Source organism: Rhodovastum atsumiense (genome assembly GCF_937425535.1).
In the GTDB taxonomy this organism is placed as follows: Bacteria; Pseudomonadota; Alphaproteobacteria; order Acetobacterales; family Acetobacteraceae; genus Rhodovastum; species Rhodovastum atsumiense.
In genome coordinates, this window is record NZ_OW485601.1 from 2186147 (window position 1) to 2211060 (window position 24914).

The 24914-nt window shown below is 69.2% G+C and carries 22 protein-coding genes; 10 read left to right on the forward strand and 12 right to left on the reverse strand.

The genetic code is table 11. The features are described from left to right. Positions 1 to 2 precede the first annotated feature (2 nt). The 7 genes from NBY65_RS09955 to NBY65_RS09985 all read right to left on the reverse strand — a co-directional run bounded on the left by NBY65_RS09955 (position 3) and on the right by NBY65_RS09985 (position 7372). Positions 3 to 1214: a 3-hydroxybenzoate 6-monooxygenase gene (locus tag NBY65_RS09955; RefSeq protein WP_150042335.1), complete on the reverse strand. Its 1212-nt coding sequence runs from the start codon at positions 1212 to 1214 to the stop codon at positions 3 to 5. 117 nt (positions 1215 to 1331) lie between these two features. Further along, positions 1332 to 1829 carry a MarR family winged helix-turn-helix transcriptional regulator gene (locus NBY65_RS09960; protein WP_203330565.1) on the reverse strand — a complete coding sequence of 166 codons (498 nt, stop codon included), beginning with the start codon at positions 1827 to 1829 and terminating at the stop codon, positions 1332 to 1334. A 174-nt stretch (positions 1830 to 2003) separates the two neighbouring features. Beyond that, on the reverse strand, positions 2004 to 2339 hold the full coding sequence (locus NBY65_RS09965) for a hypothetical protein (RefSeq protein ID WP_150042336.1): 336 nt from the start codon (positions 2337 to 2339) through the stop codon (positions 2004 to 2006). Between the two features lie 156 nt (positions 2340 to 2495). Next, positions 2496 to 3623 (reverse strand): acyl-CoA dehydrogenase family protein, encoded by a 1128-nt coding sequence (locus tag NBY65_RS09970; RefSeq protein WP_150042337.1) that lies wholly within the window; start codon positions 3621 to 3623, stop codon positions 2496 to 2498. A gap of 13 nt (positions 3624 to 3636) precedes the next feature. Then, on the reverse strand, positions 3637 to 4827 hold the full coding sequence (locus NBY65_RS09975) for an acetyl-CoA C-acyltransferase (RefSeq protein WP_150042338.1): 1191 nt from the start codon (positions 4825 to 4827) through the stop codon (positions 3637 to 3639). A 75-nt stretch (positions 4828 to 4902) separates the two neighbouring features. Further along, positions 4903 to 5670: an SDR family NAD(P)-dependent oxidoreductase gene (locus NBY65_RS09980; RefSeq protein ID WP_150042339.1), complete on the reverse strand. Its 768-nt coding sequence runs from the start codon at positions 5668 to 5670 to the stop codon at positions 4903 to 4905. Positions 5671 to 5689: 19 nt separating this feature from the next. Further along, the gene (locus NBY65_RS09985; RefSeq protein ID WP_150042340.1) at positions 5690 to 7372 is read right to left on the reverse strand and encodes an AMP-binding protein; all 1683 of its coding nucleotides are present in this window, start codon (positions 7370 to 7372) and stop codon (positions 5690 to 5692) included. Between the two features lie 115 nt (positions 7373 to 7487). On the opposite strand from NBY65_RS09985, the gene NBY65_RS09990 reads away from it, so the two are divergent. Next, positions 7488 to 8561 (forward strand): AraC family transcriptional regulator, encoded by a 1074-nt coding sequence (locus NBY65_RS09990; protein WP_203330566.1) that lies wholly within the window; start codon positions 7488 to 7490, stop codon positions 8559 to 8561. Between the two features lie 123 nt (positions 8562 to 8684). Here NBY65_RS09990 and NBY65_RS09995 read toward each other — a convergent pair whose 3' ends face one another. Next, entirely contained in the window at positions 8685 to 9335 is a 651-nt protein-coding gene (locus NBY65_RS09995) for a TetR/AcrR family transcriptional regulator (protein ID WP_150042341.1), read from the reverse strand. A 109-nt stretch (positions 9336 to 9444) separates the two neighbouring features. Between NBY65_RS09995 and NBY65_RS10000 the strand changes: the two genes are divergently transcribed. The 3 genes from NBY65_RS10000 (at position 9445) to NBY65_RS10010 (ending at position 15879) form a co-directional block, all read left to right on the forward strand. After that, positions 9445 to 10620 carry an efflux RND transporter periplasmic adaptor subunit gene (locus tag NBY65_RS10000; RefSeq protein WP_162530671.1) on the forward strand — a complete coding sequence of 392 codons (1176 nt, stop codon included), beginning with the start codon at positions 9445 to 9447 and terminating at the stop codon, positions 10618 to 10620. Between the two features lie 10 nt (positions 10621 to 10630). Then, positions 10631 to 13756: an efflux RND transporter permease subunit gene (locus NBY65_RS10005; RefSeq protein ID WP_150042343.1), complete on the forward strand. Its 3126-nt coding sequence runs from the start codon at positions 10631 to 10633 to the stop codon at positions 13754 to 13756. 365 nt (positions 13757 to 14121) lie between these two features. Then, positions 14122 to 15879 (forward strand): MOSC and FAD-binding oxidoreductase domain-containing protein, encoded by a 1758-nt coding sequence (locus NBY65_RS10010; protein WP_150042344.1) that lies wholly within the window; start codon positions 14122 to 14124, stop codon positions 15877 to 15879. Between the two features lie 178 nt (positions 15880 to 16057). Here NBY65_RS10010 and NBY65_RS10015 read toward each other — a convergent pair whose 3' ends face one another. Further along, positions 16058 to 17596 (reverse strand): bifunctional metallophosphatase/5'-nucleotidase, encoded by a 1539-nt coding sequence (locus tag NBY65_RS10015; RefSeq protein WP_150042345.1) that lies wholly within the window; start codon positions 17594 to 17596, stop codon positions 16058 to 16060. Positions 17597 to 17766: 170 nt separating this feature from the next. Between NBY65_RS10015 and NBY65_RS10020 the strand changes: the two genes are divergently transcribed. Continuing rightward, a complete protein-coding gene (locus NBY65_RS10020; RefSeq protein ID WP_150042346.1) occupies positions 17767 to 18681 on the forward strand; it encodes a lysophospholipid acyltransferase family protein in 915 nt (304 codons plus the stop codon). A 1-nt stretch (position 18682) separates the two neighbouring features. Here the strand turns inward: NBY65_RS10020 and NBY65_RS10025 are convergent, their stop codons facing one another. Beyond that, positions 18683 to 19693, reverse strand: coding sequence for a magnesium and cobalt transport protein CorA (locus NBY65_RS10025; protein WP_150042347.1), 1011 nt, complete (start codon positions 19691 to 19693; stop codon positions 18683 to 18685). 220 nt (positions 19694 to 19913) lie between these two features. On the opposite strand from NBY65_RS10025, the gene NBY65_RS10030 reads away from it, so the two are divergent. Next, on the forward strand, positions 19914 to 20588 hold the full coding sequence (locus tag NBY65_RS10030; RefSeq protein WP_150042348.1) for an HAD family hydrolase: 675 nt from the start codon (positions 19914 to 19916) through the stop codon (positions 20586 to 20588). Positions 20589 to 20704: 116 nt separating this feature from the next. Then, positions 20705 to 21124, forward strand: a complete 420-nt coding sequence (locus NBY65_RS10035) for a NifB/NifX family molybdenum-iron cluster-binding protein (protein WP_150042349.1) — start codon at positions 20705 to 20707, stop codon at positions 21122 to 21124. 16 nt (positions 21125 to 21140) lie between these two features. Here the strand turns inward: NBY65_RS10035 and NBY65_RS10040 are convergent, their stop codons facing one another. Together NBY65_RS10040 and NBY65_RS10045 are read right to left on the reverse strand one after the other, a co-directional pair. Beyond that, positions 21141 to 21458, reverse strand: a complete 318-nt coding sequence (locus NBY65_RS10040) for a c-type cytochrome (RefSeq protein ID WP_150042350.1) — start codon at positions 21456 to 21458, stop codon at positions 21141 to 21143. A 125-nt stretch (positions 21459 to 21583) separates the two neighbouring features. Then, on the reverse strand, positions 21584 to 21889 hold the full coding sequence (locus NBY65_RS10045) for a cytosolic protein (protein ID WP_150042351.1): 306 nt from the start codon (positions 21887 to 21889) through the stop codon (positions 21584 to 21586). 217 nt (positions 21890 to 22106) lie between these two features. Between NBY65_RS10045 and NBY65_RS10050 the strand changes: the two genes are divergently transcribed. From NBY65_RS10050 to NBY65_RS10060, 3 genes are read left to right on the forward strand one after another with little or no spacing between them, the layout of a single operon-like run. Continuing rightward, the gene (locus NBY65_RS10050; RefSeq protein WP_239002889.1) at positions 22107 to 22580 is read left to right on the forward strand and encodes a MaoC family dehydratase; all 474 of its coding nucleotides are present in this window, start codon (positions 22107 to 22109) and stop codon (positions 22578 to 22580) included. A gap of 6 nt (positions 22581 to 22586) precedes the next feature. Next, on the forward strand, positions 22587 to 24140 hold the full coding sequence (locus NBY65_RS10055) for an MATE family efflux transporter (RefSeq protein WP_239002890.1): 1554 nt from the start codon (positions 22587 to 22589) through the stop codon (positions 24138 to 24140). Between the two features lie 45 nt (positions 24141 to 24185). Continuing rightward, positions 24186 to 24716, forward strand: a complete 531-nt coding sequence (locus NBY65_RS10060; RefSeq protein WP_150042353.1) for a gamma carbonic anhydrase family protein — start codon at positions 24186 to 24188, stop codon at positions 24714 to 24716. Positions 24717 to 24914 lie beyond the last annotated feature (198 nt).

The window sequence follows — 24914 nt, forward strand, 5'->3', positions numbered from 1 at the left end:
CCCTACGCCGCGGCCTGGAGGGTGATGGTGGTCAGGCCGGTGCCGCCGTAAAGCCACGCCAGACTCTCGCACCACTCGTCCTGGGTCTTCGCGCCCATCACCGCATTGCGTACCAGGCGTTCGGCGCCCTCGGCGTGGTAGACATGCTTGCCGATGGCGCGCGAGGACAGCACCACGCGATAGGCGCGCACGATACGGGCCTGCTGGTATTCCGCGAAGGCCGCGGCAAAGTCGCCGCCGTGCTTTTCCAACTGGTGAGCCAGCATCACCGAATCTTCCATGGCCATGCAGGCCCCCTGGGCGAAATACTGATGGGTCGGATGCGCCGCGTCGCCGAGCAGCACCACGCGTCCGTCCACCCAGTTTTCGATCGGGTCCCGGTCGCCCAGCACCCAGCGCCGCCAGGATTTCGGCACCTCCAGCAGCTTGCGCGCCTTGGGCACGATCTGCCCGAACTGGTCGAGGATTTCCTCGCGCGTGCCCGGCTCGTTGCTGCCGACATCCGCGACATTGGTGACGAACGTTGCCACCAGATTGAACGTCTTCCAGCCCTGCAGCGGATAATGCACCATGTGGCATTTCGGCCCAGCCCAGAGCGTGGCGGCGTTCCAGCGCAGATCCTCGGGCATCTCGTCGATCGACAGCACGGCGCGATAGGCGACATGGCCAGAGAGCTTCAGCTCGTCATTGCCCGCGAGCTGGGCACGAATGCGTGACCGCACGCCGTCGGCGCCGATCACCGCGTCGGCTTCGAAACTGTCACCCGAGGCAGTGATCACCTTGGCGCCGCGCGGGGTGTTGGCATAGCCCAGGACAAGCTGGTTGTTCACGAGGCGGATATTCGGGTGGGCCTGGCAGGCTTCCAGGAAAACCGCGTGCAGATCCGCGCGATGGATCACCGCGTACGGGTTCCGGAAGCGGGCCCGGAACGCCTCACCGACATCGATGTGAGCGATTTCCGACCCGGTGAGGCCATCCATCATGACCAGCCGGTCGATGTACACGGCCTTGGCACGGCCGGCATCACCCACGCCAAGATAATCCATGGCGTGAAAGGCATTTGGACCGATCTGGATGCCGGCGCCGATCTCGCCGAACTGGGGTGCCTGTTCCAGCACCGTCACCTTGTAGCCCAGGTTCGCCAGCCCGATCGCTGCCGATACGCCGCCAATGCCACCACCGGCAATGACGACGTCCCCCTTGGACGCGCCCATTCCGCTTCTTCCCCCTGTTGGCCGCCGCTTCGCGGCGATACGCATAGCTAAATGCACAATTATGCGTATGTCAAACCCGGAACGACGCGAAACGGCGAAACGTCGCGCAGGGGGATGTCAGGCTTTCGGCGTACGCTGCGGTGCGCGGCTGAACATGTTGTTGGCATCCGCCATCTTCGCCAGCAGACGAAGGAATTCCACGCGTTCATCCTCATTGAGCGGGGCAAGCATCCGCTCCTGCGCCCGCACGACGTCCGACTGTGCGGCGCGCAGCGTCGCCAGCCCGTCCTCAGTGATGTCATTCAATGTGGCACGGCGGTCCTGATCGGACGCCCGACTCGCCACGAAGCCGCGCTCCTGCAGGTTCTTCAGCACGACCGAGACCGTCGTGCGATCGAGTGCGGCAACGCGGCTGAGCGTCGCCTTGTCGAGCGCCCCGTAACTGGACAGGGCCGCAAGAACGCTGAATTGCAAGGGGGTCAGGTCGAAGGCCTGACATTCGTCAAGAAAGATCGCAACGGAAATCTGGTGACACCGGCGCAGCAAATGACCGGGCATATTGATGAAGTTGGCAAGCTTCCTGCCACCAATCCGCTTCTTCGAATTCTTCAGCAAGGTCGCACCTGAGATGGATACAGAACGAAATGGACGCAGTGCGCGAGAAAAAAGTCGTGGATACAATTGAAAGTCAACATCGTGCTGTCTTTTAGCGCGCTGCATCGCCGTCAGCGGATGTCCGGCGTCACGCGACGGGAGAGATCCATCTGTCGGAAACGGGCCACGATCACCCTATTGCGGGCCCGGTTCCTGCGCCGGGGCTTGCGCCGGCATGGGCTGGGGGGCTGCCGGTGCCACCTGCGCCGGTGCCTCCGGCAAGGGAACGTTCTCGCGATAGCCGGTGCGCGGCGAGGCCTTTGCCCGGGCCATGCCCTGCAGGATGGCCTGCACGTCCTTCTCGGTTTGCGTGGCCCGCGACAAGGGCGCCTTGCCCATCCTGGGCGGGTCCAGGACCTGCAGCATCCGGCAGGCCTCGCGGTCGCCCAGGCCGCAATCCTGCTGGCTGCGCGCCAGGAAATCCGGCCTGGACGTGCATCCAGCCAACACGAACACGAGAGCGAGCGCCACGCCCCCACGGGAACGGACATCGCGCGGGGGCGGCGCATGACGATGAAGTCGGGGAGCAATCGGGGCCGGGAGCATGGGGGCATGTAGAGGCGGAATGCCGCCTCCTGTCCATGCCATTCATCCCATCGTCATGGGGCGAGGCGCGCCCCCCGCGCCTCACAGGCTGCGGGAGATGACGATCCGCTGCACGTCGCTGGTGCCCTCGTAGATCTGGCAGACGCGCACGTCCCGATAGATCCGCTCTACCGGGAAATCGGCCAGGTACCCGTACCCCCCGTGGATCTGGATGGCAGCGGAGCACACCGCCTCGGCCGCCTCTGAGGCGAACAGCTTGGCCATCGAGGCTTCGGTCAGGCAGGGCTGCCCCGCCTCGCGCAACGCCGCCGCGTGCAGCACCAGTTGGCGGGCGGCCTCGACACGCGTCGCCATGTCGGCCAGCCGGAAGGCGACCGCCTGGTGCTCGATCAACTTGCGCCCGAACGTGGTGCGCTCGTGCGCGTAGGTCCGTGCCGCCTCCAGCGCGGCACGCGCCATGCCCACCGACTGGGCAGCGATGCCGATGCGCCCCCCTTCCAGGTTGGCCAGCGCGATCCGGTAGCCCTGCCCTTCCTCGCCCAGCCGCAGCGAGGCCGGCAGGCGCATGTCGTTGAAGGCGATCTGGCAGGTGTCCGAGGCGTGCTGGCCGAGCTTCTCCTCCACCCGCACTACCTCGTAGCCCGGCGTGTCGGTGGGCACGATGAAGGCGGTCAGCCCCTTCTTGCCGGCCGCCGGGTCGGTCACGGCGAAGACGATCACCACCCGGCCGTTCTGGCCCGAGGTGATGAACTGCTTGGTTCCGGACAGCACGTAGTCATCGCCGTCGCGCCGCGCCCGCGTGCGCAGGTTCGACGCGTCCGAGCCCGCCTGCGGCTCGGTCAGGGCGAAGCCGCCGATCCATTCCCCGCTCGCCAGCTTCGGCAGGAAATGCCGCTTCTGCGCCTCGGTGCCGAAGCGCAGGATCGGCATGCAGCCGACCGAACTGTGCACGCTCATGATGGTGGAGCAGGCGCCGTCGCCAGCGGCGATCTCCTCCAGCGTCAGCGCATAGGCGACTTCGCCCACATCCGAGCCGCCGTACTCCTCCGGCAGCAGCATGCCGAGGAAGCCAAGCTCCCCCATCTCCCGCAGCGCCTCGGCCGGGAAGCGGTGCGCCCGGTCCCATTCGGCCGCGAACGGGGCGAGGCGCTCCTGCGCGAAGCTGCGCGCCGCCTCGCGGATCTGCGCCTGTGCGTCGGTCAGGATCATGCCCGCCCCCCCTTCACGACAGCCGTTCCAGGGCGACCGCGGTCGCCTCGCCGCCACCGATGCACAGCGAGGCCACCCCGCGACGCAGCCCATACTTCTCCAGCGCCGCCAGCAGCGTCACCATGATCCGCGCCCCCGAGGCCCCGATCGGATGCCCGAGCGCACAGGCCCCGCCATGCACGTTCACCTTGTCATGCGGCAGGTCGAGGTCCCGCATCGCCGCCATCGCCACCACCGCGAAGGCCTCGTTGATCTCGTACAGATCGACCTGGTCATGCCGCCAGCCGGTGCGTTCCAGCAGGCGACGCATCGCGCCGACCGGCGCGGTCGGGAACAGATGCGGCGCCTGCGCATGCGTGGCATGGCCGACCAGCGCGGCTTTCGGCGTCAGACCGCGCCGCTCCGCCTCCGACAGGCGCATCAGCACCAGCGCCGCGGCCCCGTCGGAAATCGAGCTGGAATTGGCCGCCGTCACCGTGCCGCCCTCGCGGAACGCCGGCTTCAGCGTCGGGATCTTCTCCGGCTTCCCCTTCGGTGGCTGCTCGTCCTGCGCAACCTCACGCTCGGCCTTGCCGGTGCGCACCGTCACCGGCACCACCTCGGCGGCGAAACTGCCATCCGCGATCGCCTGCCGCGCCCGGGTCAGCGAGGTGATGGCGTACTCGTCCTGCGCTGCCCGGGTGAACTGGTAGTCGGTGGCACAATCCTCGGCGAAGGTGCCCATCAGTCGGCCACGGTCGTAGGCATCCTCGAGCCCGTCGAGGAACATGTGATCCAGCACCCGCCCATGCCCCATGCGGTAGCCCGCGCGGGCACGGTCGAGCAGATACGGCGCGTTGGACATGCTCTCCATGCCGCCGGCCACCACTACCCCGGCACTGCCGGCCAGGATCAGGTCATGCGCCAGCATCGCCGACTTCATGCCGGAGCCGCAGACCTTGCTGATTGTGGTCGCCCCGACCCCGAGCGGCAGCCCGGCCCCCAGCGCCGCCTGGCGCGCCGGCGCCTGGCCCTGCCCGGCCGGCAACACGCAGCCGAACAGCAGTTCATCCACCGCATCGTGGGCAATGCCAGCCCGCGCGATGGCAGCGGAAATCGCGGCGGCCCCCAGGGCCGGTGCCGTCAGGTCCTTCAGGTCGCCCTGGAAGCCACCCATGGGCGTGCGGGCAGAGCCCACGATCACGATGGGATCTTTGGCACTCATCGGTTCCTCCCGTTTAAGGGCAGGGCTCCGCCCTGCACCCGCCAGGGGCCACAAGGCCCCTGGACCCCATTCGTTTCAGCGGGGCGGCATGCGCAGCGCGCCATCCAGGCGAATCACCGACCCGTTCAGCATCGGATTCTCGCAGATGTGCCGTACCAACGCGGCAAACTCGGCGGGATCACCCAGGCGCGACGGGAACGGCACGGTGCGGCCGAGCGATTCCCGGACATCGGCGGGCATCGCCGCCATCATCGGGGTCTCAAACACACCGGGGGCAATGGTGACGACGCGGATGCCCACCCGGGCCAGCTCCCGCGCCACCGGCAGGGTCAGGCCCACCACCCCGGCCTTGGACGCCGCATAGGCCGCCTGCCCGACCTGCCCGTCGAAGGCGGCGATCGAGGCGGCATTGACGATCACCCCCCGCTCGCCCCCTTCATCCGGCTCGCCCTCGGCGATCAGCGCCGCCGCCAGCCGGATCATGTTGAAACTACCGACCAGGTTGATGGCGACAGTGCGGGCGAAACTGTCGAGCCCATGCGGACCGGCGCGGCCGAGCACCCGCTCGCTGGGCGCCACCCCGGCACAGTTGACCAGCCCGTGCAGCCCACCGAACGCCGTGCGCGCCAGCGCCACCGCCGCCTCGCCATCCGCGGCGCTGGTGACGTCGGTGGCGACGAACCGCGCCCGCTCGCCCAGCTCCGCCGCCAGCGCCAGCCCTGCCTCGCGCGCGAGGTCGGCAATCACCACCCGCGCCCCTGCCGCCGCCAGCGCCCGCACCGTCGCCGCCCCCAGGCCGGAGGCGCCGCCGGAGACCAGAAAAACGCGATTCTCGATCCGCATCCGCCCACTCCGTTGCCGCTCAGGCCGAAACCGGCCGGGACGCCGCCACTTCCTGGTTGCGCAGCATGAAACGCTGCAGCTTGCCGCTCGGCGTCTTCGGCAAGGACGGCACGAAGGCAACCTCGCGCGGATAGGCATGCGCCGAGAGCCGCCGCTTCACGTGCTGGCGCAGTTCCTCGCCCAGTTCCTCCGACGGCGCGTACCCATCGGCCAGCACCACGAAGGCCTTGACGATCTCGGTGCGCTCGGGGTCGGGCTTGCCGACCACCGCCGCCTCGATCACGGCGGGATGCTCGATCAGCGCGCTTTCCACGTCGAACGGGCCGATCCGGTACCCCGCCGAGGTAATAACGTCATCGGCCCGCCCGACAAAGGCGATGCTGCCGTCCTCGCCCAGTTCCACCACGTCGCCGGTGCGGTAATAGCCGCCCTCGATCGCCGGCGTCGGCTGCTGCCAGTAGCCGCCGAACCACAGCAGCGGCGACCGCGTCATGTCGATGGCCAGCACCCCCGGCTGGTGCGGCGGCAGTTCCCGGTTCTGCTCGTCCAGCACGGCGACCCGGTAGCCCGGCATCGCCAGCCCCGCCGAGCCGGGCCGCACCGGATGGCTGAGCGCATGATGGTTGCACACCACCATGCCCAGTTCGGTCTGGCCGTAATGGTCGTAGATCGGCGCCGCCAGATGCTCGGCGAACCAGCGGATCACCTCGGGATTGAGCGGTTCGCCGGCGCTGCTGACGGCACGAAGCTGCCCCTTCACCGGGCGCGCCGCTTCCGGCCCCGCGGCGATCAGCAGCCGGTAGGCGGTCGGCGCACCGGCGAGGTTGGTGATCCCGTGCTTCGCGATCAGGCGATAGGTGCTCTCGACGGTGAACGGCCCGTCATAGAAGGTGGTGGCGTGGCCGAGCAGCAGCGGGCCGGTGACGGCGTAGTAAAGCCCGTACGCCCAGCCCGGATCGGCGATGTTCCAGAACCGGTCCTCCGGCCGCAAATCGACCGCGTCGCGCATGTAGACGGCGAAGCTGAGCAGCGCCTTCAACGGCACCGGCACCCCCTTGGGAAGCCCGGTCGTGCCGGAGGTCGACAGCATCAGGAACAGATCCTCGCCGCGCCGCGGCACCGGCGCGAACTCCGGCGCCTGCCGGGCGAGTTCGGCGGCAAGGTCGAAATCCCCGGCCCGGATGCCGGTGCCCCCTATCACGGCGACCGGTGGCGCGCCCGGGATCTCGTCGAGCTTGGGACGGTTCACCGGGTCGGTCACCACCAGCATCGCGCCACTGGTCTGCAGCCGCTGCTCGATCGCCTTCGGGCCGAAGGCGGTGAACAAGGGCTGGTAGACCGCACCGGCACGCCAGGTGCCGAGAATGACCGCCAGCAGGTCGGGCACCCGCGGCAGCATGCCGGCCACCACTTCGCCGGGCTGCACGCCCCGCGCCCGCAGGAATCCGGCGAAGCGGGCGGCACGCTCCTTCAGCGCGGCGAAGGTCAGCGTCTCGCTGCGGCCGTCATGGCTTTCCCAGAGCAGGGCGATGCGGGTGGGATCGTCGGCGTGGCGGTCACAGCACTCCACGCAGGCGTTCAGTCCCGTCTCCAGGCTGCCCCGCAGGCTGGCCGCCAGGGCCTGCAGCCGGAACGCGGCGACGGCATCCTGGTAGTCGGGGCCCCGGGGCGGATGCCCGGGGCCCTGAGCGTACTCGCTCATGGCGTTTCCTCCGCGACGGGTTCTTCTTGTCGGCTGGCCTGACCGGCCTCGACCGCTGAAAGGGAGGCTAGACCAGCAAGCAAGTGGCAATCCATGCCCGGACCGATCTAAATTCATGAGCGATTCTGCAATCTCCCAGGGCGTGGCCGGCGGCGGAAAAGCGATGGAACGACGGATGATCGCGGCCTGCTTTGTCCACGACGCGCTCGACTGCGCGCGGGAACGCGGGCTGCCGGCCGGGCCGTTGCTGCAGGCCGCCGGCATCGCGCCGGAGCAGGTGCAAGGCCGGGACGGCCGGGTCTCGGCCGAGCAGTACGGCCTGTTCTGGCGCGAGGTCGCGGCGGCGCTGGACGACGAGTTCTTTGGCCTTGCCGCCCGTCCGATGCGGCCGGGCGGCTTCGATATGCTGTGCCTGTGCGTGCTGCACAGCACCACGCTCGGGCAGGCGCTGCGGCGGGCGACGCGCTTCCTGGCGCTGATGCTTGACGACCCGCGCGGCGAGGTGTCGGTCGCGGGCGGCCTGGCCTGGATCACGCTGCGGGATGGCGGTGCCGCCCGGTCCGCCTTCGCCTATCGCACCTACTGGATCCTGCTGCACGGGGTGGCCTGCTGGCTGGTCGGGCGCCGCATCCCGCTGCGCCACGTCGATTTCCGCTGTGCCGAGCCCAGCCACGGCGCGGAGTACCACTCGTTCTTCGGCGCCCCGGTGCGGTTCGGCCAGCCTGCCAGCCGGCTGGCCTTCGATGCCGGTTTCCTGCGCCTGCCGGTCAATCGCAGCGAGCGGGCGCTGCAGGATTTCCTGCGCCGGGCGCCGATGAACATCCTGGTCCGCTATCGCCACGATGCCGGGCTCGGCGCGGGGATCCGCCGGCGCCTACGGGCGCTGCCGCCGGCCGACTGGCCAGATTTCGAGGCACTGGCCGGCCAGCTACGCCTGCCTGCCTCGACCTTGCGTCGCCGCCTGCGCGAAGAAGGCCAGAGCTATCGGATGATCAAGGACGAGATCCGCCGTGATCTCGCCCTGGGTTGGCTGACCAACTCCGACCGCGACGTCAGCGACATCGCCGCTGCGCTCGGCTTCGCCGAGCCGAGTGCCTTTCACCGGGCATTCCGCAAATGGATGGCGGTCAGTCCTGGCGAGTATCGGCGGGTTGGCTGCAGGGGCGGAGCCGCTGTCTCCACCGCATGAGCGCCGCGCAGCAAAAATGTAGGGCGGATAAGCGTAGCGCAATCCGCCATTGCAAAGCGCTGTAAGGTAATCGGCTTCCATTGGCGGATTGCGCTACGCTTATCCGCCCTACAATTACTTCCCTTATCTTTTCGTCAATCCATGCACCAACAGGTCCAGTTGCGCGGCCTGCAGCGACGCCACGTCCGGGGCGGCCGGGCCCAGGATCATTTGCCAGACCGAAGCCGTGATCACCGGTGCGATCACCGTCTCGGCGAGGCCCGGCGTCGTGCCCACTTCCGCCCGGAATTCTCCCGATTCCGCCCCCGCCCGCAGCACGGTGGCGACGATCCGGAAGGCGCGCGCGAGTACGTCTTCCTGGTAGAGATTCGCCAGTTCGGGGAAGCGTTCGGCCTCGGTGACGATCAGGCGGAACAGGGCCCGTTCCTGGGGGGCGGCGGCTACGCGGGCGTAGGCCAGGGCCAGGAGCAAGCGGAGCAAGTCGCAGGCCGGGCCGCGGAATTCCGCCACCAGTCGCTCCGCCTCTTCCAGCACCGGCTGGATGCGTGCCTGGACGGTTGCCCGGAACAGGGCGGCCTTGGACGGGAAGTAATGGTAAATCAACCCTTTGGCGATTCCGGCGCGCAGCGCGACCGCGGCCATGCTGGCGCCGGCGTAGCCGCGTGCGGTGAATTCTCCGAGAGCCGCCTCCAGGATCTGGGGCATGCGCTCCGCGGGCGCGAGGCGCCGGCGCGTGTGGTTTTCAACCGTGGCCGCGCCTTGCGCATCCACCATGCGACGTCCTTCTCCAGGGTGATTGACCTTCCGGTCAACAACCTTAGATACGCGGCGAGATATTGACCGAGCGGTCAAGATGCAAGCAGCCGCCCCGCCGGGAGATCACATGCAGGACCACGTTTCCTCCGACCGGAGGCAGCTTGCCGCAGTTGCGGCGGCACAGCCACAGCGGCGCGCCCTGTTGCTGGCTGGCGCCGGCGTGGTGTTGCTTGCCGGCATCGCCGTGGTCCTGGCGGCGCCGCATCTGGCGGCACGCCGGCCGGCGGCGGTGGCGCCGGCGGCTGTCCCGGCGGAGCCGCCGCCGGCGCTCACTGTCCTGCTCACTCCGGCCACGCCGCGGCTGCTCGCCCGCACGGTCAGCGGCGACGGTTCGGTGGTCGCCTGGCAGGAACTGGTGGTCGGCACCGAAACCGGGGGGCTGCGCGTCAGCGAAGTCGCGGTCGAGGAAGGCGACAAGGTCACGCGCGGGCAGGTACTGGCCCGGCTGGACGATGCCGTGCCGGCCGCGCAGGCGGCCCAGGCGGAAGCGGCCGTCACCGAGGCCGAGGCGGTGCTGCAACTCGCCCGGATCGACCTGAACCGCTCCGTGGAGCTGACCCGCAGCGACTCCGTCTCCCGCCAGACGCTTGACCAGCGCCAGTCCGCGGCGCGGCAGGCAGAGGCAAGGCTGGCCTCGGCGCGGGCCCGGCGCGACGAGGCGGTGGCGCGGCTCGACCAGACCCGCATCCGCGCCCCGGCCGATGGGGTGATCAGCAAGCGCGGGGTGCTGCCCGGCGCCGTCGTCCAGCCGGGGCAGGAGCTGTTCCGGCTGATCCGCGACGGCCGGCTGGAACTGGATGCGCGCATTCCCGAACTGGAACTCGCCGGCCTGCGCCCCGGCCAGAAGGTGCGGGTGCTGCATGGCGAGCGGGAGATCGAGGGACAGATCCGTGCCCTCGCCCCGGTGGTGGCCAGCGACACCCGGCTGGGCGTCGTCCATGTCGCCCTGCCGGCGGACAGCTTCCTGCGCCCCGGCATGTTCGCCCGTGCCGAGATCCGGCCGGACGCCGCCGCGGTGCTGACCGTGCCACAGGAAGCCGTGGTGTTCCGCGAGGGCGGCCCGGTCGTCTTCGTGCTGCCCGAGGGCGGCGAGCGCGTGGTGCAGCGCCCGCTTGGCACCGGCGCGCGGCGCGAGGGGCTGGTGGAAGTGACGCAGGGCCTCGCCGCCGGGGATCGCGTGGTGGCGGCCGGCGCCGGGTTCCTCTCCGACGGCGACCGCGTGCGCGTCGCCACCGGCCACTGAGGCGCGCACCTTGCAGCAAGGCGAGCCCCGCAACATCTCCGCCTGGGCGATTCGCAACCCGGTCGCGACCATCGTCCTGTTCCTGCTGCTGACCTTCGGCGGGCTGGTCGCCTTCCCGTCGCTGCGCATCAACACCACGCCCGACATCGAGCTGCCGGCGGTGGTGGTCACGGTGATGCAGCCCGGGGCCGCGCCGGCCGACCTGGAAACCGAGGTCACGCGCCGGGTCGAGGACGCGATCGCCGGGCTGGGCGACGTCAAGCACATCACCTCGACCGTGGTGGACGGCGCTTCCACCACGGCGGTGGAATTCGCGCTCGGCAAGGATCCCGACCGCGCCACCAATGACGTGCGCGACAAGGTGGCGCAAATCCGTGCCGATTTGCCGGCCGGCATCCGCGACCCGATCATCACCCGTGTCGAGGCCACCGGCGGCGCGATCCTGACCTACACCGTCGCCGCCCCGTTCATGAACCAGGAACAGCTTTCCTGGTTCGTCGACGACACCGTCGCCAAGGCGCTGCTGGCCATCCCCGGCGTGGCCCAGGTCAACCGCGTGGGCGGCGTCGACCGCGAGATCCGGGTGGCGCTGCGGCCGGACCGGCTGCTGGCGCTGGGCATCACCGCGGTGCAGGTGAACCAGCAACTGCGCGACTGGAACCTCAACCTGCCGGGCGGGCGCGGCACGCTGGGGGCGAGCGAGCAGACCATCCGCACGCTCGGTTCCGCTGTTTCGGTGCAGGCGCTGCGGGAACGGCCGATCATCCTGCCGGGCGGGCGCACCGCACGGCTGGCCGATCTGGCCGACGTCACCGACGCCACCGCCGAGGTGCGCAGCGCCGCCCGGCTGGATGGCAGGCCAGTGGTCGGCTTCGAGGTGCTGCGCACCCGTGGCTCGTCCGAAGTGACGGTCGCCGCCGAGGTGGCGCAACGGACCGCCGCGGTCCAGGCCGCGCATCCCGGCGTGGAGCTGCGCCGGGTCGCCTCCACCGTCACCTTCGTCGAGGCCGGGTTCCACGCCGCCATCGAGGCGCTGGTGGTGGGTTCGACGCTGGCGGTGCTGGTGGTCTGGCTGTTCCTGCGCGACACGCGGGCGACCGGCATCGTCTGCCTGGCCATGCCGCTCTCGCTGATCCCGACCTTCCTGCTGATGAAGTGGCTTGGCTTCTCGCTGAACAACGTGACGCTGCTCGGGCTGACGCTGGTGGTCGGCGTGCTGGTCGACGATGCCATCGTGGAGATCGAAAACATTGTCCGCCACCTGCGCACCCGGCCAGGGCGCGGCGCCTGGCAGGCGGCGATGGACGCCTCGGCCGAGATCGGGCTGGCAGTGGTCGCCACCACCGGCGCCATCCTGGCGGTGTTCGTGCCGGTCGCCTTCATGCCGGGCATCCCCGGCCAGTTCTTCCGCCAGTTCGGCCTGACCGTCGCCGCCGCCGTCGCCTTCTCCCTGGTGGTGGCGCGGCTGCTGACGCCGCTGATGAGCGCCTATCTGCTGAAGCCGGCCGAAGGCCGCCCTACCGGCGAGGTCGGCGACGGGGCGATCGGGCGGCGCTACCTGGGCCTGCTGCGCTGGTGCCTGCGCCATCGCTGGGCGGCGATCGCCGGGGCGCTGGGGTTCTTCGGCCTGTCGATCGCGCTGGTGCCGCTGATCCCTTCGGATTTCATGCCGGCCGCCGATCGCGGCCGCTCGGCGCTGTCGATCGAGCTTGCCCCCGGCGCCACCCTCACCGACACCGAGGTGGTGGTGCAGCGCGCCACCGCCATCCTGAAGGCGCGGCCGGAAGTGGCATCGGTGTTCGCCTCGCTGGGCACCGCCAGCACCGGCGGCGGCGCGCCGATGCTTGGCAACGTCACCCGCTCGGGCGACCCGCGCACCGCCAACCTGACGGTCACGCTGGTGCCGCGTGACCAGCGCCGGCTGAGCCAGCAGCGCGTCGAGGCATTGGTGCGGCCGGAACTGGAAGCCATCCCCGGCGCGCGCGTGCGCTTCGGCGCGGACGGGCAGAGCGGGGCCAAGGTCTCGATCACCCTGATCGGTGACGACCAGGGAAAGCTCGCCGACGCGGCACGGGAACTGGAACGGCAGATGCGCGGCATCCCCGCTCTTGCCGGGGCGCGCTCCACCGCCAGCCTCGCCCGGCCGGAATTGCAGATCCTGCCGAGGGAGGCACGCGCGGCGGAACTCGGCATCTCGGCCGCCGCCATCGGCGCCACCGCCCGCATCGCCACCATCGGCGATATCGACCAGAACCTCGCGCGTTTCAATTTACCGGACCGGCAGATCCCGATCCGGGTCATGCTGGCGGAAGCCGCGCGCGGCGACCTGGACACGCTGCGCGCGCTGCGGGTCGCCGGACGCAACGACCTCGCCGTGCCACTGGATGCGGTGGCGGAGATCCGCTACGGCGCCGGCCCGGCACAGATCGACCGGCTGGACCGGGTGCGCAAGGCAACCATCGAAGCGGAACTCAACGGCATGCCGCTGGGTACCGCCACCAAGCTGGTGGCGGCGCTGCCGATCATGCACGTCTTGCCCGACGGCATCCGCGAACGCGAGACCGGCGACAAGGAAGTCATGCGCGAGCTGTTCGGCGGGTTCGCCGTGGCGCTCGGCACCGGGGTGCTGCTGGTCTATCTGGTGCTGGTGCTGCTGTTCGGCGGGTTCGTGCAGCCGTTGACCATCATGTCGGCTCTGCCGCTGTCGCTGGGCGGGGCGCTGATGGCGCTGCTGCTGGCACAAAAAGCGCTGGGCGTGTCCGCGGTGATCGGCGTGCTGATGCTGATGGGCATTGTCGCCAAGAACTCCATCCTGCTGGTGGAATACGCCATCGTGGCAAGGCGAACCGGGCTGGAGCGCACCGCCGCCCTGGTCGAGGCCGCCCGCAAACGCGCCCGGCCGATCGTGATGACCACCATCGCCATGACCGCGGGCATGGCCCATATCGCCGCGGGGATCGGTGCGGATTCGGAATTTCGCTCGCCGATGGCGCTGGTGGTGATCGGCGGGCTGATCACCTCCACGCTGCTGAGTCTGGTGGTGGTGCCGGTGGTGTTTACGCTGCTCGATGATCTCTCGCGCCTTGCCGGCAGGGTGGTACGACGCCGCCGCGCCGTCGAGGTGGTCGGATCCTGAGCGTACGGCTCTCTTTCGGCGCGGAACGCCCGGTTTTGCCCGAGCGGTGCTTCTTCGAGCGCGCAACGCCCCATCCCGGAACCTGACCCGGGCAGTCTTTCGGCCGCTGCCGCCCCACCCAAGGATGGACCCGTCACAGACCGGTCCGTTCGAACGGCGTTGTGGGTCCTGTTTCGCGCGGAGAAGCACCGCGCGCGCGAGGGCAGAGAAATTGCCTTGACATCCCAACAGGAAGCTTCCGGTTACTAGAGCATTTCCGGGCTGACTGTGGAGTTCGGAATGCTCTTGCCGTTTCTTTCAACAAGAAATTTTATCGGCGGACTGGCGCCAGTCCGGCCGATGTTGCACGGGGAAGGGGGAGCGACATGGCTCGACTATTGTCGGTGAATGTCGGACTTCCGCGCGACATCGCGTGGAAGGGGCGCATTGTGCACACCGGGATCTGGAAGAATCCGGTGCGTGGCCGCTGTCGGGTAGGCCGGTTGAACCTGGACGGAGACGGTCAAGGCGACCTGACTGGGCATGGCGGCGAGCAGCGCGCCGTTTTCGTCTACCAGATCGAATCGTATGGCTATTGGCGGGAGCAACTGGGGAGAACCGATTTCGTCCACGGACAGTTCGGCGAGAACTTCACGATCGAGGGATTGCCCGACGATGCGGTGTGCATCGGCGACCGTTATCGGATCGGCAGCGCGTTGTTCGAGATCACGCAACCGCGCGTTACCTGCTATCGCGTCGGCATTCGCATGAACGAGCCCCGCATGCCGGCGCTGCTGACATCGAGCGGACGGCCCGGGTTCTACTTCCGCGTCGTGGAGGAAGGCGATGTGGGCGCCGGCGACGAAATCGTAAAGGTGGGCGAGGCGACGGAGCGAATGACCGTCGCAGAGATCAACGCGCTTCTCTATTTGCCCAATCATGCGCAGGATCGACTGGAACGCGCACTGCGGATCGAAGCGCTTTCACCCGGGTGGCGCGCATCCTTCGAGGCGTTGGTGAACGGCCCAACGACCGGACGTGGCAACGCGGGCCTGGTGCCGGCAGCAGCCGCGCAACCGGCCGCACCAGGATTTCGGCGGCTCGCCGTGACGGCGATCGATCAGGAGTCGGCGGATGTCCGCTCTCTGACGATGCAGAGCCTGGACGGGCAGCCGCTGCGAGAGGCTCTGCCCGGCCAGTACGTGGTCGTGCGGCTGCAGCCGACCGCCGGCGATCCCCCGCTCCTGCGGAGCTATTCGCTCTCGGGTCCCCTCTCAACGGAGCGCTATCGGATCAGCGTGAAACTCGAGCCGAATGGAGCAGCCGGGACCTACCTGGGGGAGCATGTCCGGGTGAACGACGTTCTCGAGGTCAGCACGCCCCGCGGAAGCTTCGTTCTGCAGCCCGGAGAACAACCGCTGGTGCTGCTCAGCGCGGGAATCGGGGCGACCCCTGTTCTGGCGATGCTGCACGCGCTGGCGGCTGTCCGGTCGACACGGCAGGTTTGGTGGCTGCACGGCGCTCGTGATCGGCAGCATCATCCGTTTTCCGCCGAAGTCCGTCGGCTCATGCCCGCGCTCGCGCACGGCCGCAGCTATGTCTGTTACAGCAGGCCAGGGTCGCGCGATGTGGTGGGGGAGGATTTCGACGCGACCGGCCACCTGTCGCGATCGGCCTTTGAAGAGTTGGAGGTCCCACGAGAAGCAGATGTCTATCTCTGCGGGCCGACCCGCTTCATGGCGGAGATGAAAGAAGTACTTTCAGATCTGGGTGTAAAACCGGAACATATCAACGTCGAAGCCTTCAACGGCGGTCAGTCGATGACCCCTGGCATCGTGGGCGCGCCGGCGCGAACCCCGCACCCGCCGGCGGACGATGCCAACACCGGTCCGCTGGTGTCGTTCGCACGCAGTGGTATCGCCGCACACTGGAAGGCCACATCCTATCAGAGCCTTTTGGAGCTGGCCGAGGCGTGCGACGTGCCCGTCCGGTGGTCGTGCCGCACTGGCGTCTGCCACAACTGCGAGAGCGGATTGATCTCTGGGTCCGTCGCCTACCAGCCCGATCCGCTCGATTTGCCTTCGGAAGGAAATGTCCTGATCTGCTGCTCCCGGCCCCAGGAGGACGTGGTGATCGACATCTGATACCGGCAGCCCGAAGGGCTGACCGATCCGACATTGGACCAATACTTCGGACGGCCGGTACAGGCAAAGTCGCAAGCGTGGCGGCACGGGAGGAGCCGCCCAGGTGCAGCCGGGGATGCCGATGCCACCAGACGCCAGACACTGAGCAGATCCACAGCCCCGGTTTCCCGGAAACGCCTTACGGACGTTCGACCGCCGCGAGCCGTCCGTCCTGGGCAACAGCCAATGTCCCTGCACGCAGCAGCGCCTCGGCGGCGACGTTGACCAGCAACGGCCCGCCGCTCGCATCCACCAGTACCTTCGCTGTCTCCAGCATGGCATAGCCGTCGCCACCACCGGCCAGGTAGTCGCTGGTGGCCAGACGATAGGTCCGGGTCACGTCCAGCGCCTTGCCGCCGATCTCCACCGCCTTGACCCGGCTGACGCGCGTGGCCGCAGGGTCATAGGTGACCTTCATGCCGGACACCTGCGGGAACCGCCCTGCCCCTTTCTCGATGCCGGACAGCCCGTGTTCCAGCGCCGCCAGCAGCACCGCCCCGTTCACCTCCAGCAGCGTGACGGCATTGTTGAACGGCATCTCGGCCAGCAAATCGCGCCGGGTCAGCACATGGCCGACCGGATAGACCCGGTTGCCGCGCAACCCACCGCCATTGATCAGCGCGGCATCCGCCCCGAAATGCGCGCGCAGCGCATCGGCAACGACATCGCCGAGCGCCGATTCCTGCCGGCGCACCACCGCGGTCCGGCTGTCCAGCGGTGCCGCCAGCGTGGCCAGCGGCTGCGAGAGGATGCCCTCGAGCTGCGCCGCCACGCCGGCCACCAGCGGCGCCAGGCGCGGCGACGGCGCCACATCGACATTGGGCACCAGGCGCCAGCCCACCGCCGCCACGCGCGACCGCCCGGGTGCCCCTGCATCGGGGCGGGTGAAACGCAATTCCACCACGCCCAGCCACTGCGCATCCGATCCGGCCTTCATCACCGGGGCGCCGGTTTCCTGCAGCGCGTAGGGGTCGTGGTCGTGCCCGCCCAGGATCAGGTCGATGCCCTTCACCGTGCGCGCCATGCGCATGTCATCGGCGAGGTCCTGGTGCGTCAGCGCCACCACCAGTTCCGCGCCCTGGGCCCGCAACGCCTCCGCCCCAGCGCGCAGGGCCGCTTCCTCCGCGCCGAAGGTCACGTCGGTGACGCCCACCGCCAGTTCCCCCGTCCGCCGGGTCAGCACGCCAACGAAGCCCACCTTCATCCCGTCGCGCTCCAGCAGCACCGTGCCGGCGCCGGAGAACGGCCGGCCATCCGCCGCCAGCACATTCGCCCCGAGCCAGGGAAAACGGGATTCGGCGATGCGCTGCCGCGCCACCGCCGAGCCGAAATCGAACTCGTGGTTGCCCAGCACCGCCACGTCCACGCCAAGCGCATTCAGCAGCGTGATCATGTGCGCGCCCTGGGTGACGCTGGAGGTCAGCGACGGCGAGATCAGGTCACCGCCGAAGGTGACGAAGAACGGCCCGCGCGCCTGCGCCCGCGCCGCGGTCAGCAGCGTGTCCAGCTCGGCCAGCCCGCCCCGCCCGTCCACCGGCTCGTGCTGGTAGATGTCGTTCACATGGGCAAAGGTCACGGTCAGCGTCTCGGCGCGCGCGGCAGACGGCGCGGCCCAGAGCGGGGCGGACAGGATGGTCGCCAGCCCGGCCGTCGCGCGCCGGCGTGTGATCGGGAGCATCGGTGCCTCCTTCATCGGGGCGGCGGATTGCGGGGTTCAACCTGCCGGTGACCGGCCGCTATCATCGCCGCGTCCATCCGTCGAGCCCCACGAGGCCCCCGCCCCCAAGGCTGGCCGGCGCTCGCCTGCCCATGCTCGACGACCGGCCCGGGTTATGCTGCAGTCCGGGAATGACAAGCCTGACCTGGCGGCGAAGCCTGCGGTTCCACAGTGAGGCGATGCTCGCGCGCCTGGCACTCGCGTTGTTACGGGCGCTCGGTCCCGTCACGGCCTCCAATCTCGGCGGGGCGGTCTGCCGGACGGTCGGCCCGCTGCTGGCGGCGTCGCGCATCGCCGAGACCAACCTGCGCCATGCCCTGCCGGAGCTCGACCCGCCCGCAAGGCGACGCATCATCCACGGCGTGTGGGACAATCTCGGCCGCACCGTCGCCGAACTGCCGCATCTGCCGGATCTGCATCGCACCGCGCACGGCCCGGGGTGGGAGATGGTTGGCGAAGAGATTGTCCGCGCCCAGGCTCTCCGGGGCGGCCCGCTGGTCTTCGTGTCAGCCCATTTCGGGAACTGGGAATTGCTGCCGCGCGCCGCCGCCGCCTGCGGGCTTCCCTGCGCGAGCTTCTACCGGACTGCCTCCAACCCGGTCACCAACCGTATCATCGCCGACCTGCGCACCTCCGCGGTCGGGGCCGACATGCCCGCCTTTTCCAAAGGGGCATCCGGCGCGCGCGGGGCCCTGGCCTATCTCGCCCGCGGCGGCGCGGTCGCCATGCTGGTCGACCAGAAGATGAACGAGGGCATCGAGGCACGGCTGTTCGGGCACCCCGTCATGACGCCGGTTGCCGCCGCCGCCTTCGCGCTGCGCTTCCGCTGCCCGGTGATCGCGGCCCATGTGGAACGCCTCGGCCCGGCACGCTTTCGCGTGCTGGTGGACGCGCCGCTCGACCTGCCCGCGACCGGCGACCGGCATGCCGATATCGCGGCCCTGACCCAGGCGATCAATGACCGGCTGGAGCAGTGGGTCCGCGCGCAGCCGGAATCCTGGCTATGGCTGCACCGGCGCTTCCCGAAGGAAGTCTACCGCCGGTAACTCACAGCCAGCGGTCGCGCCGGAATTTCCGGTACAGCATGGCGCAGCTCAGCAGGATCACGCCGAGCACGGCGAAATAGCCCACATGCCATTTCAGCTCCGGCATGTATTCGAAATTCATGCCATAGATGCCGGCCACCGCCGTCGGCACCGCGAGAATCGCCGCCCAGGCGGCAAGCTTGCGGGTGATCGCCGTCTGCTGCGCCTGCCCGATCATCTGGCTGGCCTCGAAGGCGAAGGCCAGCACCTCGCGCAGCGCGTCGATCTCCTCCTGCACCCGGTAGACATGGTCGGTGACGTCGCGGAACAGCGGCTGCATGGCCGCGTCGATCGCCAGCGCCTCGACATGCTCGAGCCGCCGGCACACCTCCACCAGCGGCCGCACCGCCGTGCGCAGGCGCAGCAGGTCGCGGCGCAGCATGTACAGCCGCTCGACCGCATGCTCGCCGAGATTGGAGGCCAGCACGCAATCCTCGATTTCCTCCACCTCGGCCTGGATGGTCTCCAGCACCGGCCGGTAATTGTCCACGATGAAGTCGAGGATGGCGTAGAGGATGTAGTCCTCGCCATGCGCCAGCATCAGCGGCGATGCCTCGGCACGGCCCCGGACCCCGGCATAGGAGGTCGAGGCGCCGTGCCGGACCGAAACGACATAGCCGTGGCCGACGAACAGATGCGTCTCGCCGAAGGCGATGCGGCCCTCGACCATCTGCGCCGTCCGCGCCACAACGAACAGCGCATCGCCATATTGCTCGATCTTGGGACGCTGGTGCGCCTTGCCGGCGTCCTCGATGGCCAGGTCGTGCAGGCCGAACTGGACCTGCACCCGGTGCAGCAATTCGGGCGAGGGTTCGCACAGGCCCAGCCAGACGACATGGCCGGGACGGCGCGCCCACTGGCCGGCTTCCTCGATCGCGACATCGGCGATACGCCGGCCGCCGACATAGACCCCGGAGGCGACGACGCCCTGGGTCCCGCAAACCACGGAAGGGTGATCCGGCAGCCAGTCCATCCGCCCATCATGCATGCGGATGGAGGCACTTCGCCAATCGCAGCCGCGTGGCCAGGACCTGATGAAGTGCTGTGCCGATCAGCAAATTTTCGCCACCGTCATGCAACCCCGCCCCCCCTCTCCCCTGTACGTGCATGCGGCAGCGTGCGAAGCCGGACCGCCTTTGCCATCCTGCCCACGCCATCAGGCAGCCGGACATCTCCGGACACGAGGAGAAGCCATGCGTATTGAAACCGTTTTCCTGTTCGATCTCGACGGCACCCTGGTGGACAGCGTCTACCAGCACGTGCTCGCCTGGAAGGCGGCGCTCGACCAGGAAGGCATCGAGCTGTCGGTCTGGCGGATCCATCGCCGCATCGGCATGAGCGGCGGCCTGTTCACCAACCAGTTGCTGCGCGAGACGCATGTGGAGATCAACGCGGAGCGCATCGACCGCCTCCGCCGCCTGCATGCCGAGGCCTACGGGGACCTCGCCGCCGGGGTGCGGCCGCTGCCCGGGGCGCTGGAGCTGCTGCAGGCGCTCAGCGACGCCGCGATCCCCTGGGCGATCGCCACCAGCGGACGCATGGAAACAGCGAAGCGGAATCTCGATGCGCTCGGCATCGACCCCGCCCAGGTGGCGATCGTGACCCGCGACGACGTGAAATACGCCAAGCCCGATCCGGACCTGTTCCTCGCCGCCGCCGAGCGGATCGGCGCCCCGATCGAAAGCGCCGTCGTGGTCGGCGACAGCATCTGGGACATGCTCGCCGCCCGCCGCTGCCGTGCGCTCGGGGTCGGGCTGCTCGCCGGTGGCTACGGCCAGGAAGAACTTGAGCGCGCCGGCGCCGTGCGCGTCTACGAGGATCCGGGCGACCTGCTGCGCCATCTCGACGAGGTCGGCGGGCGGCGCTGAGGCACCCGCCCGGCCGGGCGCCTTGCGCGACGGGACAGATATGATATGTCGTACGTAAGATATATCGTATCTGCCGCGCCGCTCCGGCGTGGCGCCATCGCAGGATCGCGCCCATCATGAAGATCGCCGTCACCAGCCAGAATTTCCGCCAGGTCACCGGCCATGCCGGCCGGGCCCGCCGCTTCCTGATCTATGACGTGCAGCCCGGTGCCGCCCCGCAGGAAACCGCCCGCCTCGATCTCGAGGCCGGGCAGTCCTTCCACGACATGGAAGGTGTCGGCGCCCATCCGATCGACGGCGTGCATGTGCTGTTGTCCGCCGGCTTCGGCGGCCATTTCGCCCAGGTCATGGCCGAGCGCGGCATCGAGGTCGCCATCACCGACCGGGAAGATCCCGTCGAGGCGGTCAAGGACTACCTCGCGCGCCGCGCCACCGGCATGCTGCTGCCGGTGGTCGGCTGCGACTGCGCCGGCTCGTGCCATGGCGAGGACGAGGCCGGGCACGATCACCATCCGCAACCCGCGCCGGCCGGCTGAGCCCCCCGCCACAGGCTCAGTGGCGCAGGCTCAGGATATACGCCACGAGATTGTCCATCTCCGCCCGCGAGAGGCGGAGATTGGGCATGTTGGCATGCGGCGTCGCAAGGAAGGCGTGCAGCCCCATCGACGTGGTGTCCGACCTCGCGGCAATGGCGGGGAAGGACGGCACGGCGTCGTTGCCCCGGGCCTGCCGGGATTCGATCATGTGGCATTCGCTGCACCAGGCCTGCGCGATTTCCCGCCCGGTCGCCGGATCACCGCTCTGCTGCGCGGCGGCTGGCACCGCCGACATTGCCAGAGCCGCCACGAAAATCGCCGAGGACCGCATCATCGCTCTCCTGACCGGCGCCCTGCCGCGCAGGGTGGCGCGGCAGGCCCCTGTCTCTTTTAAGCGCGTGTATCTTTCCACCCGGCGACGACACGGGTGCAAGCCGGACAGCGCCGCGATGCGGCCCGTCACGTCTCCGCTTCGGCTTCCTGCAGGAGCGGCGCGCCCAGTTCCTCGAACCGGAACAGCCGGAACGCGCGCTGGCCGTCGAGGTCGAGGACACGCAGATCATCGATGTCATCGAGATCCTGCTCGACCACGAAGAAATGCCCGGCATAGCGCTGCCGTGCCAGTTCGAGCGGAATCTCGTAGGCGATGAACTTGCCGATCCCTTTTCGCTTCAGGCGCTTCAATAATCCCGGATGCGTGAGCGAAGGATAAGTGGAGAGGAACACCACCGCTCCGCTGGCCGTCAGCAGCAATATTGCTTTCATCGACGCGCTCCCCGCCTGGGACCGTTCCTTCAGAACGACCGCTGATACGTTAGCGGCACCCGCTCAGCGCCACCTTGACTTTGGTCAAGTTTCGTTCCGATCCGGCGATGCACCTCGACCGTTTCCCGCGCGTTCAGAGCCGCGCCAGCCAACCGCAACGGAAACCCACGCCACCATGCCCGAGAGCCCGCCTGACCGACCGGATCATCACGCTGATGTGACCGCACACGACGCACCGGCGGACTCCCTTTACCTCGACGACCTGCAGGTGGGGCAGCGCTTCGCCAGTGCCACGCATCCCCTGGACGAAGCCCAGATCCGGCAGTTCGCGGCGCAGTTCGATCCACAGCCTTTCCATCTCGATGCCCAGGCGGCGCAGCGCACGCTGTTCGGCGGCCTCGCCGCGAGCGGCTGGCATACCGCCGCCATCACCATGCGCCTGCTGGTCGGCGGCGGTGCTCCGATCGCCGGGGGCGTGGTCGGCGCGGGGGGCGAGATCTCCTGGCCGCGTCCCACCCGGCCGGGCGACGTGCTGCGGGTGGAAAGCGAAGTGCTGGACATCACGCCCTCGCGCTCGCGCCCGGACCGGGGCATGGTCACGCTGCGCAGCGAGACCCGCAACCAGCATGGCGATGTCGTCCAGATCCTCACCGCCCGACTGGTGGTGCCGCGGCGGCCAACAGACAGGTGACGATTCGTGCCGCATCCGACACTTCCCGCCGCCCCCGGACGGCGCGATCCTGCACGCCACGAGCCGATGACCACCAACAAGGAAGCAGGGAGGGCCCGGATGCGCGACCCCGGTGCGCCCATGGCGGGCGTGGCGCCGCGTTTCGTCACCGGCCCGACCATGCACCATGTCGTGGTGATGGCGGGCACCGGCGCGATCGGGCTGGTGGCGGTGTTCGCCGTCGACCTGGTGAACCTGTTCTACATCTCGCGCCTCGGCGACCGCGCCATCGCGGCAGCGGTCGGCTTCGCCGGCGTGGTCGGGTTCTTCCAGATCTCGCTGACGATCGGACTGGCCATCGGCGCCAGCGCGACGGTTTCGCGGGCGCTCGGGGCTGGCGCGGTCGCCGAGGCCCGGCACCTCGCCAGCGTGAGCACCCTGCTGAGCGTGATCCTGTGCGCCGTCATCGGCCTCGGCACGGTCGCCCTGCTCGGCCCGATCCTGGACCTGCTGGGGGCGAGCGGCGAAACCCGCCGGCTTGCCACGAGCTTCCTGACCATCAGCGCGCCCTCGCTGCCGTTGATGGGGGTGGGCATGTGCCTCTCGGGCGTGCTGCGCTCGGCGGGAGATCCGCGGCGGGCGATGAACACCACCCTGCTGGCCGCGGTCGCCACCGCCGCCGTCGATCCGGTGCTGATCTTCGGCCTGGGCCTCGGGCTGGAGGGGGCGGCGATCAGCCTGGTGATCTCGCGCCTGATCCTCGCCGGGGCCGCCTGGCACGGCGTGGCCCGCCGGCACGGCCTGCTGGGGAAGGTCGTACCGGGGCGGCTGGGCAGCGACCTGCGCGCGATCCTGGGGGTCGCCCTTCCGGCGATGGCGACCAACATCGCCACCCCGGTGGGGGCGGCCTATGTCACCTACAGCATGGCGACCTTCGGGCCGGAAGCGGTTGCCGGACTGGCCACCATCGACCGCATCTCGCCGGTCGCGTTCGGGCTGGTCTACGCCCTTTCAGGCGCGGTCGGCCCGATCCTGGCACAGAATCACGGTGCCCACCGGCCCGACCGGGTGCGGCGCACGCTCCGCGACAGCCTGGTGTTCGCGCTGGCCGCGGTCTGCGGCGCCTGGGTCGTCCTGGCGCTCGGGCAGGGCCTGATCGTCCGCGCCTTCTCGGCCGAGGGCATCACCGCGGAGCTGGTGCGGCTGTTCTGCTCGGTGCTCGCCTTCAGCTTCATGTTCACCGGCTCGCTGTTCGTGGCGAATGCCGCCTTCAACAATCTCGGCCACCCGCTGCTCTCCACGCTGTTCAACTGGGGGCGCGCCACGCTCGGGACCATTCCCTTCGTCACCCTGGGCGCCCGGTTCGGCCCCGAGGGCGTGCTGGTCGGCCAGGCGCTCGGGTCGGTCGCCTTTGGCATCGCCGCGGTGATCGTGGCCTTCCGCGTGCTGCCGCGGCCGGAAGTCGCGGAGCCCCGGCCCGGCCACACTTTGTGCTTCCCCGGCGGCACCGGCGTGGTGGCGCTCGCGGCGATGGCGGTGCGACCGCTGCGCCGCTGGGAGCACCGTTCCGGCAATGGATAGTGCCGTGGCTCCCCCGTTCCTGTTTCCCATGAAAGGCTGCTGACCATGCCCATCTATGCCCTGGACGAACATGCCCCCTCCCTGCCCGGCCCCGGGCGCTTCTGGATCGCGCCCGATGCGCAGGTGATCGGGCGGGTGCGGCTCGGGGAGGATGTCAGCATCTGGTTCGCCGCCGTGCTGCGCGGCGACAACGACCCCATCGACATCGGGGCGCGCAGCAACATCCAGGATGGCGCGATGCTGCACACCGACCAGGGCTTCCCGCTGACCATCGGCGCCGACGTCACCGTCGGGCATCACGCCATCCTGCACGGCTGCAGCATCGGCGATGGCGCGCTGATCGGCATGGGCGCCACGATCCTCAACGGCGCCCGCATCGGCGCGGGCTGCCTGGTCGGCGCCAATGCCCTGGTCACCGAGGGCAAGGAGTTCCCCGACAACAGCCTGATCGTCGGCGCCCCCGCCAAGGTGGTGCGCACGCTCGACGCGGCCACGGTCGCGTTGCTGCGCGGCTCGGCCCAGCATTACGTCGCCAATGCCCACCGCTTCGCCGCCGGCCTCAGGCGCCTGGACTGATCCGGCAAGACGAGATGATGGATGCTCCTGAAGGTTTCAAATCCTCCTGGGCATATGTCGGCATTTTTTGATCACAATATTGTGATATCCTGCGACACGGCTATCAGATTGATCTGACATTGCAGAATGCTGCAGCGCAGCATTCTCGCCTTGACCCGGGACAATGCCTTCCCTATCTATCGATTGCTGCACTGCAGC